The sequence below is a fragment of the Microbacterium sp. AB genome (assembly GCF_032878875.1).
GTDB classification, from domain to species: Bacteria; Actinomycetota; Actinomycetes; order Actinomycetales; family Microbacteriaceae; genus Microbacterium; species Microbacterium betulae.
Genome location: NZ_CP118157.1, coordinates 925,479 through 940,146 on the forward strand (window position 1 = coordinate 925,479; position 14,668 = coordinate 940,146).

Annotated in this window: 8 protein-coding genes and 3 rRNA genes; 5 read left to right on the forward strand and 6 right to left on the reverse strand. The window is 66.2% G+C overall.

The features are described 5' to 3' along the window. The first annotated feature begins 10 nt into the window (after positions 1 to 10). A complete protein-coding gene (locus N8K70_RS04455; protein WP_317140412.1) occupies positions 11 to 1,570 on the forward strand; it encodes a GMC family oxidoreductase in 1,560 nt (519 codons plus the stop codon). 2 nt (positions 1,571 to 1,572) lie between these two features. On the opposite strand, the gene N8K70_RS04460 is transcribed toward N8K70_RS04455, so the two are convergent. The 5 genes from N8K70_RS04460 to N8K70_RS04480 all read right to left on the reverse strand — a co-directional run bounded on the left by N8K70_RS04460 (position 1,573) and on the right by N8K70_RS04480 (position 7,087). Next, positions 1,573 to 2,520 carry an AraC-like ligand-binding domain-containing protein gene (locus tag N8K70_RS04460; RefSeq protein ID WP_317140413.1) on the reverse strand — a complete coding sequence of 316 codons (948 nt, stop codon included), beginning with the start codon at positions 2,518 to 2,520 and terminating at the stop codon, positions 1,573 to 1,575. A 116-nt stretch (positions 2,521 to 2,636) separates the two neighbouring features. Next, positions 2,637 to 3,806, reverse strand: coding sequence for a MarP family serine protease (locus N8K70_RS04465; RefSeq protein WP_317140414.1), 1,170 nt, complete (start codon positions 3,804 to 3,806; stop codon positions 2,637 to 2,639). Between the two features lie 127 nt (positions 3,807 to 3,933). Next, the gene (locus N8K70_RS04470) at positions 3,934 to 4,653 is read right to left on the reverse strand and encodes a glycosyltransferase (RefSeq protein WP_317140415.1); all 720 of its coding nucleotides are present in this window, start codon (positions 4,651 to 4,653) and stop codon (positions 3,934 to 3,936) included. Then, positions 4,653 to 6,020 carry a bifunctional PIG-L family deacetylase/class I SAM-dependent methyltransferase gene (locus N8K70_RS04475; protein WP_317140416.1) on the reverse strand — a complete coding sequence of 456 codons (1,368 nt, stop codon included), beginning with the start codon at positions 6,018 to 6,020 and terminating at the stop codon, positions 4,653 to 4,655. Before N8K70_RS04475 ends, N8K70_RS04470 begins: the two co-directional genes overlap by 1 nt. Beyond that, positions 6,017 to 7,087 (reverse strand): acyl-CoA dehydrogenase, encoded by a 1,071-nt coding sequence (locus tag N8K70_RS04480; protein WP_317140417.1) that lies wholly within the window; start codon positions 7,085 to 7,087, stop codon positions 6,017 to 6,019. Before N8K70_RS04480 ends, N8K70_RS04475 begins: the two co-directional genes overlap by 4 nt. 567 nt (positions 7,088 to 7,654) lie before the next feature. Between N8K70_RS04480 and N8K70_RS04485 the strand changes: the two genes are divergently transcribed. The 3 genes from N8K70_RS04485 (at position 7,655) to rrf (ending at position 12,954) form a co-directional block, all read left to right on the forward strand. After that, positions 7,655 to 9,181 (forward strand): 16S ribosomal RNA (locus N8K70_RS04485). Positions 9,182 to 9,593: 412 nt separating this feature from the next. Then, a 23S ribosomal RNA gene (locus tag N8K70_RS04490) occupies positions 9,594 to 12,717 on the forward strand. A gap of 120 nt (positions 12,718 to 12,837) precedes the next feature. Continuing rightward, positions 12,838 to 12,954: ribosomal RNA gene (gene rrf / locus N8K70_RS04495) — 5S ribosomal RNA — on the forward strand. Together the 16S, 23S and 5S rRNA genes form the textbook arrangement of a ribosomal RNA operon. An 80-nt stretch (positions 12,955 to 13,034) precedes the next feature. Here the strand turns inward: rrf and N8K70_RS04500 are convergent. Continuing rightward, positions 13,035 to 14,306, reverse strand: a complete 1,272-nt coding sequence (locus N8K70_RS04500; RefSeq protein ID WP_317140418.1) for a DUF445 domain-containing protein — start codon at positions 14,304 to 14,306, stop codon at positions 13,035 to 13,037. 86 nt (positions 14,307 to 14,392) lie between these two features. Between N8K70_RS04500 and N8K70_RS04505 the strand changes: the two genes are divergently transcribed. Continuing rightward, positions 14,393 to 14,668 (forward strand): metal-sensitive transcriptional regulator, encoded by a 276-nt coding sequence (locus N8K70_RS04505; protein ID WP_317140419.1) that lies wholly within the window; start codon positions 14,393 to 14,395, stop codon positions 14,666 to 14,668.

Consider the following 14,668-nt stretch of genomic DNA (forward strand, 5'->3'; position numbering starts at 1 on the left):
GGAACATCACATGACGAAGAGGTCAGCCATCGTCGTCGGCGCCGGCACCGCCGGGTCGATCGTCGCCCGCCGGCTCGTCGACGCCGGGCTCGAGGTCACGCTGCTCGAGGCGGGCGGGCAGGACACCAGCCCCGCCATCCATGATCCCTCCCGCCTCGTGGAGCTGTGGCACACCGAGAACGACTGGGACCACCACACCGTGCCGCAGGAGCACGCGGGCGGGCGCCGGCTGCACCTGCCGCGCGGGAAGGTGCTCGGCGGCAGTCACGCGCTCAACGCCATGATCTGGGTGCGCGGTGCCGCGGCCGACTATGACCACTGGGCGGCTCTCGGCAACGAGGGCTGGTCGTGGGATGACGTGCTCCCCGTGTACAAGGCGATCGAGGACTACTCCGGTGGCCCCTCCGAGCTGCGCGGGGCGGGAGGCCCTCTTCCGGTCGACGGCGACTACGCGCTCGCGCCGATCCAGGCGTCGATCATCGAGGCCGCCGTGCAGGAGGGGCTCGAGCGCAATCCCGACTACAACGGCGACCACCTCGACGGCGTCGCGCCGCAGCAGGTGACGATCGCCGACGGGCGGCGCGTGAACACGTGGATGGTCTATCTCAAGCCCGTACAGGATCAGGTCGCGATCGAGACCGGATGCCACGTGCACTCCGTGATCGTGGAGGAAGGCCGCGCGGTGGGCGTGCGATACCGCCAGGGGGGCGTGGACCGGGAGCTCCGCGCCGACGAGGTCGTGCTGAGCGCCGGCGCGCTCGACAGCCCGGCGATCCTGCTGCGGTCCGGCGTGGGGCCGAGGACGCTGCTGGAGGAGCTCGGCATCGACGTCGTTCGCGACGCGCCCGGGGTGGGGGAGAACCTCCATGACCACCTCCTCTCGCCGGTCGTCTTCACCACGACGCGCAAGCGGGTGGGGCCGCCGGCCTCGGGGTCCTCCGCGACGCAGTCGCACTGGTTCTGGAAGAGCGATCCGTCCCTCGAGGTCCCCGACACGCAGCCGCTCAACTTCTCGGTGCCGATGTACGGCGAGGACCTCGATCCCACCGCGGACGACGGCTTCTCGCTCATGGCGGGGATCGTCACGCCCCGCAGCCGCGGTCGCATCCGGATCACGGGGGCCTCGCTAGAGGACCCCCTCGAGATCGATCTCGCGGCGCTCGAGCACCCCGACGACGTGCGTTCGCTCGTCGCCTCGGTGCGCCAGTGCCGCTCGGTCGGCCGTCGCCCCGCGCTCGTGGAGGAGTGGGGTGCGGTCGAGCTCTACCCCGGTCCCGACGTCGGCGACGACGAGCTCGAGGACTACGTCCGCCGCACCGCCATCACCTACCACCACCAGGTCGGCACGTGCCGGATGGGCGTGGACGAGGAGGCGGTCGTCGATCCGCGCCTGCGCGTCGTCGGCGTCGCGGGTCTCCGGGTGATCGACGCGTCGATCATGCCGCGCGTGACGACGGGCAACACCAACGCCCCCGCGGCCCTCATCGGAGAGCTGGGCTCGCGGTTCCTGCTCGAGGACGCCGGCGTGCCCGTACCGGCCGGGGCGCTGGCGGAACCGGTCGAGGCCTGAGCTCATCCGTCGGTCGCTGCGCGGTACACCGTCGGCGGCACTCCGACGTGCTCCCGGAAGACTTTGCTGAAGTGGGAGGGATCGGCGAAACCCCAGGAGGACGCGATCGAGGCCACGCTGTCGGACGCACGGCGCGGGTCGCGGAGGTCACGGCGCACATGCTCGAGGCGCCGTTGCCGAATCCACTGCGACACGGAGACCCCGCGCCGCTGGAAGAGGGCGTGCAGGTGGCGGGTCGAGATGTAGTTCGCCGCGGCGACGGTCTCGGGGCTGAGCGCGGGATCGCCCAGATGCCCGTTGATGTAGGTGTCGATGTGGAACAGAAGCTCCGATGACGCGTCGCCCCACGTCGCACCGCGCAGTTCGTTCCCGACCATCGTGGCGATGAGGTCCATCGTGTTGTGCGTGATCCGCAGACCGGTCGGCCCGTCGAGGGCGGGCAGCGCGGAGGCGATCCCGGCGAGGAAGCGGCTGACGGCGCGCGCGAAGCCCTCGTCTCCGCCGATCCTGATCGCGGTGAGAGCCTTGAGCGACTCGGGGTCGGCGTCGATCATCCGGTGCGGGAACATCACGATGACGGAGGCCGTGTCCTCGCCGAACTCGAGCGTGTACGGCCTGCTCGTGTCGTAGAGGACGATGTCGCCCGGGGTGAGCAGCCCGGTGCGATCGTCCTGCACCAGCATGCCGCTGCCGGTCAGGAGGAGGGTGAGCTTGACGTAGTGCTCGGACGAGGTCCGGATGTCGGCTGCCGTCCTCTCGACGGTGTGCGCGCTGGCCGTGACCGTGGAGAAGAGCACGCCGTCGCTGATCCGGCCGTCGAGCTGCGCGTGGAACGCGCCTCCCGGTGCCGCGTGCACGTCGAGCGGGACGAACGAGCTCGAGACGGTGCGCTGCCACTGCGAGACGGCGGAGGTGGACTCTCGCACGGACAGCGGTGTGTTGTCGGGCATGGCGCACCTCACGTCATCGTGGGCTCAGGGAGATCTGATTATAGCCGTCGCCCGTGGCGGGGTGGCCCCCGCAACGCCATGGGCCCCCGGCCTCGACCGCGGCGACGACCGCTCGGTCAGCCGATGCACGTGCCGGTCGACACGGGTTCGGGCGCGTCGCCGATGACCGCGAAGACCGGCATCAGCTCGTTCGCGGTCATCGCATAGCCGACGTCGGCACGTGCCTCGTCGCGCGCGAAGACGACGCCGGCGACCTCGCCCGACTCCGTCAGGAGGGGGCCGCCGGAGTTGCCCGGGACGACCTCCGCGGACAGCGTGTAGACCTCGCGCGGGGCGCGTGCGCTCTCGTAGATGTCGGCGACCCGCGCCGAGCCGACCGCGAGCACGCCGGCGGGGACCGTGCGGAACGGCCCTCCGTACGGATATCCCTGCACGGCTGCGGCGCTGCCCGCGGAGAGGGTCTCCACGATGGCCAGCGGAGCGGCGTCGACGTCCACGGCGATCGCCGCCAGATCGTCCACGGGATCGAAGTACACCACGCGCCCCTCGCGCGCCGGCTCGCCCGGCAGCTCGACGACGGGCACGTCGACTCCCGCGACGACATGTGCGTTCGTGATCACGAGGTCGTCGGCGGCGACGAAGCCCGAGCCGCTCGAGCTCGTCCCGCACGCATAGGCGACGCCGGTGATGCGCGCCACCGACGCGGCCGATGCGGCGAGGTCGGGATCGTCGGTGTCGATCTCCGCGGTGTCGGGAGTCGTCCCCGCCTCGAACAGCCCGCCGATCGTGGGCAGCGTGTCCTCGAGGACCGTCGAGTGCAGCCGAGCCAGCGCCTCAGCCACGGGAGCCGGGGTGAGGCGATCGATCGTGCGCAGCACCGCGGAGGAGGCCACAGAGGCGGAGACTCCCGGGATGCCCGCCGCGGCGATCCCCGATCCGGCGAGCGAGAGCGCGAGCGCGGCGGCCACGGCGCCGAGCGCGCCGCCGAGGAGACGTTCGACGACGCGGAGCCTCATCCGGTCGGCACCGCGGCGGACGACCGAGCCGATCGCGCCGCCGACGGCGGCGCCGAGCGCGAGCAGGCCGATCGTCGTGCCGACGACGGCGAGCCCGCGCCAGCCCGGGTCGGGGATCGCGTCGTTGACGAGCGGCGTCACCCACGGCGCGGCGGCGCCACCGGCGATGAGACCGCACAGCCATCCGAGGCCTGCGAACAGCCCTGCTCGAAGTCCGGCGACGAGCGCCGCGACCAGGACGACGAGGATCACGACATCGGCGAGGGTCATCGCAGCGGCTCCTGTTCTCCGGCGGGAGGACTCACGCTACGTGCCTCTCCTCGGGCGAAGCCGGGAGACCGCCCGGATCGGTCCTCCTCGTCCGCGGTGCGCGCCTCGACCGCCTCCGTCGTCGACGCTAGGGAGCGTCGGGGACGGCGACCAGGTCCTCGCGCAGGTAGCGGGCGTACCCGCCCGGTGTGCGTCCGTGCTGGCGTCCGCTCGTGAGCACCCAGGCGTCGTCCGAGGCCACGATCCGGGCCCCGCGCGAGCGTGCCAGCGACACGAGCCGGACGTCCTCGTGCTCCTCGGCGGACGAGAATCCGCCGGCGTCGACGAGCGTGGACGCGCGGATGCCCAGGTTCGCTCCGTGCACGTGGCCGTTCGCCACGCCGGGGGTGTAGCGACGGAGCCATGCGGCGACCTGCTGCTCGGAGAGATCACGGAAATCCGGATGCACCGTGCCGACGACGACGTCGGCGCCGGCATCGGCCTGCTCGACCTGATGCGTCAGCCAGTGGGGCGGGACGGCGGAGTCCGCGTCGGTGTGCGCCGTCCACACCTGTGCGAGCGGCAGCGCCCGGAATCGGTCGAGGGCGAGCCCGACGCCCGAAGCGCGAGCGGCTCCGACGCGGCGGTGGGCGACCTGTACCGCCTCGACGTCCGAGCCCTCGGCGATGGGGGCGGATGCGTCGGTGCAGGCGTCGAGCACCGCCCAGATCCGCGCGTCGATCGCGGGGTGAGCCCGACGCAGATGCACGCGCGCGGCCTGGAGCGATTCGAGGCATCCGGCCAGCAGCTCCTCCTCGTCGTGGACGGGGACCACGACGGCGACGGCGGCGATTCGCCGAGACGACATCACAGCACCCCCGTCTCGCGGGCGACCGACGCCGCGCCTCCTCGCGCGAGCACGTCCAAGACGAAGTCGTCCTCGATGTGCCGGGCCGCACGGGTCCACTCGCGGCGCGCGGCGATGGCGGCGTGGACGTCGTCGCCGCCCAGCGGCGCCGTGTCGATCGGATGCCGCCAATGGCATGCGACGAGGACCGCGTCGCCGGCGGCGGACGCGTCGATCCGGTCGAGAGCCCGGGCGAGGCGCTCGGCCGACCAGTAGTAGCCGAGCTCGGACAGCACGATCAGATCGAAGTCGCCGGCGGGCCACTCGTCGGGGAGCGTCCATTGCTCGAACCGGACGTTCGACGGGGCTCCGTTCCGCCGTGCGCGCGAGAGCGCCACCTCGGACGCGTCGACCGCGACGAGCGACGAGGCGCGTGAGGCCAGCTCCCGCGACGTCGCTCCGCCGGCGCAGCCGAGCTCCAGCGCCCGTGCGAAGCGTTCCCGCGGGAGCGACGCGAGCAGCAGATCCCGTTTGCGTCGTTCGTACCAGCGCGACTCGAGCCCCCACGGATCGTCGTGGCGCTCATGGAACGCGTCGAAGTCGGCGACGCTCGGCTCCGGCGTCTCCCGATCGTCCCGCGTCGGCGACGGGGCGATGAGCACCTCGACGTCACGCGCGAAATGAGCCTTCGTGTCGGCGTGGAGGATGGCTCCGTCGGCGGGCGCGTCCGGATCGGGATGCAGCTGGCTCCTGTGCGCGGCGATCGCACGGCTCTTGGCGGCAACGGACTCCTCGTCGAGCGAGAACGCCCTCCAGCCCACCGTGTCGATCGACGCGGGATCGCCCCAGTGCCAGAGCCAGATCGGGTAGCCGACGACGGTGGCGCCGCTCGTGCGGAGGGACAGGGCGATCTCGCCCAGCACGCGGTGGTCGCGGTGGCCGTCGTCCCACCAGGGGGCCGCGATCAGCGTCCGGCCCGAGCCCCGCCCGCGCACCCGTGCGGACAGGGCCGCGGCGACGTCCGCCCGAGCCTCGCGGATGCCGCCGTCGGCGACGCCCAGGAAGTCGACGGGCGCGCCCGGAGCCAGCTCGTGGAGCGCCCTGATGAGCTCTTCACGTCGCACACGCCCGAGGTCCGCCGGGTTCGGCACGTCGGGATGGGCGGCGTCGCCGTCGGTGACGACGATCACCGACACGGCGACGCCGTCCCGCGCGGCGCGGAAGATGAGACCGCCGGCGCCGAGGGTCTCGTCGTCCGGGTGCGCCGACAGCACGACGAGACGCTCCACGCCCGTGAGGTCGAGCGCGGGGAGGCCCCGCCACGGCGCCGCACGCTGCCACGCGTCCTCGGACGTCCCGGGATCGCGGTGGTCGAACGGGACGCTCACCGTCGGCCCTCCGCGACGGCGAGGCGCCCGAGACGCGCGAGATCGCGGTCCGCATGGTCCTGGCGGATGTACACGGAGAGGTCGGCGACGCGTCGGGAGTGGCTCTCGTCGGCGGCGACGGGCCCGGGGCCGAGAGCCGCCGCCTCGTCGTCGAGCACGACGCGGACGGATCGCGAGACGACCGCGCGGACGCGCGCCGCGAGGAGAGCGGCGTCCGCACCCGAGACGCGCTCGTCGATCTCCGCGGCGGCGTGCGCCAGCGTGCGGGATGCCGCCCAGCTCGCCGCATCCGCCCGTCCCGCGTACAGCGCGGACAGCTGGTCCGCGTCGGTTCGCGCGCCGGCGGCGGCGAGGGCCGCGACGATCGGCAGGGTCCCGCCCCACCACACCGCCGCGACGCCCATCCCGCCCCACGTGAAGCCCGCCCGGCGCAGGTACCAGCCCGGCTCGCCGACGGGAGCGGCGTGAGCGCCCTCCAGGTCGACGGGGGCGCTGACGACCTGGGACAACCCGCGAGCCGCCCACGGCCCCGGTCTGGCGCTCACCTCGGGCGCACGGAGGTCGACGGCGAAGAGGCCGCGCCGGCCGTCGTCGACCCACGCCGTGAGGAGCGCATGACTCAGGCGACCGGCGAGCGAGCACCACGGCTTCGTCCCCGTGAGCGTCCATCCGCCGCCGGCCGCGGGACGCGCCGTGACCCGCGCCGCCGGTCCTTCCGCGGCGAAGACGCCCCAGGTCGCGTCGTCCGTCGCGTCGACCGATGCGAGCACGGCGTCGACGTCCGCGACGTCGTCGCGCGCCTGATCGAGGATCGCCAGCGCATCGAGATGAGGCTCGAGGATCCGCGCAGCGCCGACGTCCCGCTCGCTCGTCGATGCCAGGAGTTCCCAGAGGGCGGCCGTGTCCTCACCGGGCGAGGGGGCGATCCTGCCGACCCGGGAGACCCACGCGAGCGTGGACTCCAGGTCGACGCCGAAGCCCGCGAGGTCGTCCACGTCCGCCAACGCCTCGTCGAGAGCCGGGGGCAGCGCACGCAAGGGAGGACGATCGGGAACGGATCTGCTCATGACGGGACTCTACGAAGGATGCGTGCGTGGCGGCTCGGGCTTGACAGGCGCGCGTCCCGGCGGAGCGGACCGGTCCGGCCCTCCCGGCCCGTCCCGCGGCTCGCCGCCGCGACACGCCCGACGGGGTCCCGGATTGCAGCCGAAGAGTGCGCGGCGTAGTGTTATCTCTGTTGCAGCCAAGCGATGAGGTAGAGCCGACAGGCTCCTTGATCCCAGGACTGTGACATCAACTCCATCTCGACGGAGATCCTCCATGAGGATCCTGAAGGATGGGGGTCTTCCTCACTCCTGAACCGGAGAGGATCGATACGACGTATCGATCGGATCGTCGGGTGGGGGGTGTGGGTGCCCCGGAGGGCTCGGCTGTGTGGTCGGGGGCTGGGTGTGTCTGATCTTTGAGAACTCAACAGCGTGCACTTGTCAAGTGCCAAATTTTATCCTCGTCTCGGTTTTTTCCGGGGTGAGAATTCCTTTGGATCAATGGGGGATCATCTTTTTGGTGGTTTCTTTTTTTGGTCAGTTTCAAGCTCGCTTGTCCTGGTCTTTGGGCTGGGGTGGGTTTTGGTTTTTTTGGAGAGTTTGATCCTGGCTCAGGATGAACGCTGGCGGCGTGCTTAACACATGCAAGTCGAACGCTGAAGCCCCGCTTGCGGGGTGGATGAGTGGCGAACGGGTGAGTAACACGTGAGTAACCTGCCCCTGACTCTGGGATAACAGCCGGAAACGGTTGCTAATACTGGATATGCATCATGGCCGCATGGTCTGTGGTGGGAAAGTTTTTTCGGTTGGGGATGGGCTCGCGGCCTATCAGCTTGTTGGTGGGGTAGTGGCCTACCAAGGCGTCGACGGGTAGCCGGCCTGAGAGGGTGACCGGCCACACTGGGACTGAGACACGGCCCAGACTCCTACGGGAGGCAGCAGTGGGGAATATTGCACAATGGGCGGAAGCCTGATGCAGCAACGCCGCGTGGGGGACGACGGCCTTCGGGTTGTAAACCTCTTTTAGTATCGAAGAAGCCCTTCGGGGTGACGGTAGGTGCAGAAAAAGCGCCGGCTAACTACGTGCCAGCAGCCGCGGTAATACGTAGGGCGCAAGCGTTATCCGGAATTATTGGGCGTAAAGAGCTCGTAGGCGGTTTGTCGCGTCTGCTGTGAAATCCCGAGGCTCAACCTCGGGTCTGCAGTGGGTACGGGCAGACTAGAGTGCGGTAGGGGAGATTGGAATTCCTGGTGTAGCGGTGGAATGCGCAGATATCAGGAGGAACACCGATGGCGAAGGCAGATCTCTGGGCCGTGACTGACGCTGAGGAGCGAAAGGGTGGGGAGCAAACAGGCTTAGATACCCTGGTAGTCCACCCCGTAAACGTTGGGAACTAGTTGTGGGGGCCTTTCCACGGTCTCCGTGACGCAGCTAACGCATTAAGTTCCCCGCCTGGGGAGTACGGCCGCAAGGCTAAAACTCAAAGGAATTGACGGGGACCCGCACAAGCGGCGGAGCATGCGGATTAATTCGATGCAACGCGAAGAACCTTACCAAGGCTTGACATACACCGGTAACGGCTGGAAACAGTCGCCCCTTTTTGGTCGGTGTACAGGTGGTGCATGGTTGTCGTCAGCTCGTGTCGTGAGATGTTGGGTTAAGTCCCGCAACGAGCGCAACCCTCGTTCTATGTTGCCAGCACGTTATGGTGGGAACTCATGGGATACTGCCGGGGTCAACTCGGAGGAAGGTGGGGATGACGTCAAATCATCATGCCCCTTATGTCTTGGGCTTCACGCATGCTACAATGGCCGGTACAATGGGCTGCGATACCGTGAGGTGGAGCGAATCCCAAAAAGCCGGTCCCAGTTCGGATCGTAGTCTGCAACTCGACTACGTGAAGTCGGAGTCGCTAGTAATCGCAGATCAGCAACGCTGCGGTGAATACGTTCCCGGGTCTTGTACACACCGCCCGTCAAGTCATGAAAGTCGGTAACACCTGAAGCCGGTGGCCTAACCCTTTTGGGAGGGAGCTGTCGAAGGTGGGATCGGTAATTAGGACTAAGTCGTAACAAGGTAGCCGTACCGGAAGGTGCGGCTGGATCACCTCCTTTCTAAGGAGCATCTGGGCATCTCTGTTCTCACGTGTGTGGGGGTGGGGGTGTGCAGGGGGCCAGGTCATCACCGGATGTGTGGTGCTGGTCGCTCATGGGTGGAACATTTGACAAGGCGCCTCAGTCGGCTAGGTCTTCTCAGTACGTCATGCTTCGGTGTGGTGGGAACGGGGGGTCTGGTTCGGGTGGGGCGTGTGCACGTTGTTGGGTCCTGAGGGCTCAGGCGTCCCCTGTTGTGGGGGGTGGTTGGTCTTCGTTGGGCCTCGTCTGAACCGGTGTGTGCCGGGGTGGGTGGGGTTCCGCCCGTACTTTGAGAACTACACAGTGGACGCGAGCATCTTTTAGAAAGAATGCGAACACACATTTTTGCTGTGCCCTTTTGGGGGTGTGGTGGGGTGTGTGGCTCATGTTTTGTCAAGTCTTTAAGAGCAAACGGTGGATGCCTTGGCATCTGGAGCCGAAGAAGGACGTAGCAATCTGCGATAAGCCTTGGGGAGCCGATAAGCGGGCTGTGATCCGAGGGTGTCCGAATGGGGAAACCCCGCCAGGCGGTGTGAGTCGTCCTGGTGACTCCTGTCTGAATATATAGGGCGGGTAGAGGGAACGCGGGGAAGTGAAACATCTCAGTACCCGCAGGAAGAGAAAACAATTGTGATTCCGTGAGTAGTGGCGAGCGAAAGCGGAGGAGGCTAAACCGGGCGTGTGTGATAGCCGGCAGGTGTTGCACGTTCGGGGTTGTGGGACCGTTTTGAGACTGCTGCCGTGGTCTCGATGGTATAGAAGCGTATAGGCGAACGGCTTTGAATGGCCGGCCGGAGTGGGTGGTAGCCCCGTAGCCGACATGCGTGTTCTTCCATGAGTGGTATCCCAAGTAGCACGGGGCCCGTGAAATCCCGTGTGAATCTGCCAGGACCACCTGGTAAGCCTAAATACTCCCAGATGACCGATAGCGGACTAGTACCGTGAGGGAAAGGTGAAAAGTACCCCGGGAGGGGAGTGAAAGAGTACCTGAAACCGTTTGCTTACAACCCGTCGGAGCCTCCTTGTTGGGGTGACGGCGTGCCTTTTGAAGAATGAGCCTGCGAGTTAGTGATACGTGGCGAGGTTAACCCGTGTGGGGGAGCCGTAGCGAAAGCGAGTCTGAACAGGGCGTTTGGAGTCGCGTGTCCTAGACCCGAAGCGAAGTGATCTATCCATGGCCAGGCTGAAGCGTCGGTAAGACGTCGTGGAGGGCCGAACCCACTTAGGTTGAAAACTGAGGGGATGAGCTGTGGATAGGGGTGAAAGGCCAATCAAACTTCGTGATAGCTGGTTCTCTCCGAAATGCATTTAGGTGCAGCGTTGCGTGTTTCTTGCTGGAGGTAGAGCTACTGGATGGCCGATGGGCCCGACAAGGTTACTGACGTCAGCCAAACTCCGAATGCCGGTAAGTGAGAGCGCAGCAGTGAGACGGTGGGGGATAAGCTTCATCGTCGAGAGGGAAACAACCCAGACCACCATCTAAGGTCCCTAAGCGCGTGCTAAGTGGGAAAGGATGTGGAGTTGCTGTGACAACCAGGAGGTTGGCTTAGAAGCAGCCACCCTTGAAAGAGTGCGTAATAGCTCACTGGTCAAGTGATTCCGCGCCGACAATGTAACGGGGCTCAAGCACGCCACCGAAGTTGTGGCATTCATATTTTTGACCGGCCTGTTCCTTTCGGGGGGCGGGTCCAGTTGTGTGGATGGGTAGGAGAGCGTCGTGTGCGGGGTGAAGCGGCGGAGTGATCCAGCCGTGGACGGCACACGAGTGAGAATGCAGGCATGAGTAGCGAATGACGTGTGAGAAACACGTCCTCCGGAAGACCAAGGGTTCCAGGGTCAAGCTAATCTTCCCTGGGTAAGTCGGGACCTAAGGCGAGGCCGACAGGCGTAGTCGATGGACAACGGGTTGATATTCCCGTACCGGCGAAGAACCGCCCAAGCTGATCCAGTGGTGCTAAGCGCCCGAGCCATCACACCGGGTCCTTCGGGACTCATCGTGGTGGGGAGCGCGTGACCCCATGCTGGTGCGGTTAGCGTGTTAACAGGTGTGACGCAGGAAGGTAGCCCAAGCCAGGCGATGGTTGTCCTGGTCCAAGCATGTAGCCCGACTTCTAGGTAAATCCGGGAGTCTTACAGGGTGAGATGTGATGGGGATGAAAAGTGGGTGATCCTCTGCTGCCAAGAAAAGCATCGACGCGAGGTTCGAGCTGCCCGTACCCCAAACCGACTCAGGTGGTCAGGTAGAGAATACTAAGGAGATCGAGATAATCGTGGTTAAGGAACTCGGCAAAATGCCCCCGTAACTTCGGGAGAAGGGGGGCCACCCGCTTATACCAGTTTTCCTGGGAAAGGGTGTGGTGGCCGCAGAGACCAGTGGGTAGCGACTGTTTATTAAAAACACAGGTCCGTGCGAAGTCGCAAGACGATGTATACGGACTGACGCCTGCCCGGTGCCGGAAGGTTAAGAGGACCGGTTAGCCCTTTGGGGCGAAGCTGAGAATTTAAGCCCCGGTAAACGGCGGTGGTAACTATAACCATCCTAAGGTAGCGAAATTCCTTGTCGGGTAAGTTCCGACCTGCACGAATGGCGTAACGACTTCCCAGCTGTCTCAACCACGAACTCGGCGAAATTGCATTACGAGTAAAGATGCTCGTTACGCGCAGCAGGACGGAAAGACCCCGTGACCTTTACTATAGCTTGGTATTGGTGTTCGGTGTGGCTTGTGTAGGATAGGTGGGAGACTGTGAAGCGGCCACGCCAGTGGTTGTGGAGTCGTTGTTGAAATACCACTCTGGTCATTCTGGATATCTAACTTCGGACCGTGATCCGGTTCAGGGACAGTGCCTGGTGGGTAGTTTAACTGGGGCGGTTGCCTCCTAAAGAGTAACGGAGGCGCCCAAAGGTTCCCTCAACCTGGTTGGCAATCAGGTGGCGAGTGTAAGTGCACAAGGGAGCTTGACTGTGAGACTGACAGGTCGAGCAGGGACGAAAGTCGGGACTAGTGATCCGGCAGTGGCTTGTGGAAGCGCTGTCGCTCAACGGATAAAAGGTACCTCGGGGATAACAGGCTGATCTTGCCCAAGAGTCCATATCGACGGCATGGTTTGGCACCTCGATGTCGGCTCGTCGCATCCTGGGGCTGGAGTAGGTCCCAAGGGTTGGGCTGTTCGCCCATTAAAGCGGTACGCGAGCTGGGTTTAGAACGTCGTGAGACAGTTCGGTCCCTATCCGCTGCGCGCGTTGGAAGTTTGAGAGGATCTGACCCTAGTACGAGAGGACCGGGTTGGACGAACCTCTGGTGTGCCAGTTGTACCGCCAGGTGCATGGCTGGTTGGCTACGTTCGGGATGGATAACCGCTGAAAGCATCTAAGCGGGAAGCCGGCCTCAAGATGAGACTTCCCTGCCCCTTTGAGGGTGTGAGGCTCCCAGCAGACTACTGGGTTGATAGGCCAGATGTGGAAGCACGGCAACGTGTGGAGCTGACTGGTACTAATAAGCCGACGACTTGAAAACAACATGACTCATCGTCGTTTTTTCGAGAGTGCGTGTTCGCGTCCACTTTGTGGTTCCCGATGTATGGGCACCCGTATAGTTTCATAGAGAAGCTTGATGTTCCGAAGCATCGCAGAGTGTTTCGGTGGTCATAGCGAGAGGGAAACGCCCGGTCACATTCCGAACCCGGAAGCTAAGCCTCTCAGCGCCGATGGTACTGCAAGGGAGACCTTGTGGGAGAGTAGGACACCGCCGGACTTCACGTGAGAAAAGGGCCGCCCAACGCCGGGCGGCCCTTTTCTGCACCCCATCACGACCACCCACACACCTCACCTCCGTCATCCGAAGACGGCGTGGGCGACGGTGAAGATCGAGAGCCCGGCGAGGGCCCCCACGACGGTTCCGTTGAGGCGGATGTACTGCAGGTCGCGGCCGACGAGCAGCTCGATCTTCTCCGTGGTCTCGTCGGCGTCCCATCGATCGACCGTGTCGGTGATGATCGAGGCGATGTCGTGCCGGTACCGCTCGACGAGGAAGCCGGCCGCATCCACGACCCAGCCGTCGACGCGGTGCTGCAACGCGGGCTCCGTCCCGAGCCGTGCGCCGATGTCGATCAGGGCCTCGCGCATGCGCGTGCGCAGGGCGCTGTCGGGATCGCCCAGAGAGAGGATGAGCCCGTTCTTCGCGGTGTCCCATGCGCGAGCGGCGAGGTCGCGCACGCGCGGGCTGTCGAAGACCGCGCTCTTCGCGCCCTCGAGCTTCGCGCGGGTCTCGGCGTCGTGCTGCAGGTTGTTCGCGAGAAGCGCGAGGTACCTGTCGATGGCCCGGCGGGCGGGGTGGTGCGGGTCCGCGCGCACGGCGTCGACGAAGGAGACCGCCTCGTTGTAGAGCGCGCCGTCGATCACGCGGTGCGCGAGCGACGGAACCCATGACGGAAGGCGCTTCGACACGAGCCCTGCGAACGCGTCCTTGTTCCCGGCCAGCCATCCCGAGATGCTGTCCGCGGCGAGATCGACGGCGGAGTGATGGGCGTCGGCCTCGACGATCCGCTCGAGCCACGCCCCGGCGGCCGTCCCCCACTCGGGCTCGAGGAGATGCTCGCGAGCGAGCGATGCGACGAGGTCCTGCACGTCGTCGTCGCTCAGCGCGCGCAGCACGCCCTGCGCCATCGTGGCGCCCTCGGCGGCGATCCGCTCCGCGTGGTCCGGCTCGGTGAGCCATCCGCCCAGTCGCTCCGCGATGCGCGCCCCCGCGAGCTTGTCCCGCACGACCGGGGAGGAGAGGAAGTTGGTCTCCACGAAGTCGCCGAGCGTGCGCCCGATCTCGTCCTTGCGGCTGGGGATGATGGCCGTGTGCGGGATGGGCAGCCCGAGGGGTCGACGGAAGAGCGCCGTCACGGCGAACCAGTCGGCCAGCGCGCCCACCATGCCGCCCTCCGCGGCTGCGCGCACGTACGCCATCCACGGCACGCTGCCCTGCAGCGCGAAGCCGAAGACGAACAGGACCGCCATGAAGACGAGCGCACCTGCCGCGACCGCCTTCATCCGCCGCAGGGAGCTCCTTCGCACGCGGTCGGCGGGGGAGAGGAGCTCGGTAGGGGTGCGCGGCATGACATGATCCTCGCACGCGAGTGCCGGACGAGACGCGGCCTCGCTGCCGGCGCCCGCCTGGCCGGCGAGCGGGGTACGCTGGCGCCGTGATCGAAGACATCCAGAAGCGCGCGCTGCACCGTACCCGCATCCTCGAAGGCCAGCTGCGCGGCGTCGCCCGGATGATCGAGAACGAGGAGTACTGCATGGACATCATCACGCAGTCCCGTGCCATCCAGCGCTCGCTCGAGTCGCTCAACCGGCTGCTCCTGGAAAATCATCTGCGCACGCATGTGACGCACATGTTCGAGAACGGCGGCGACGACCGCGACCAGGCCGTCGCCGAACTGCTGCGGGCGTTCGACTTCGACGGGCGTTCCTGA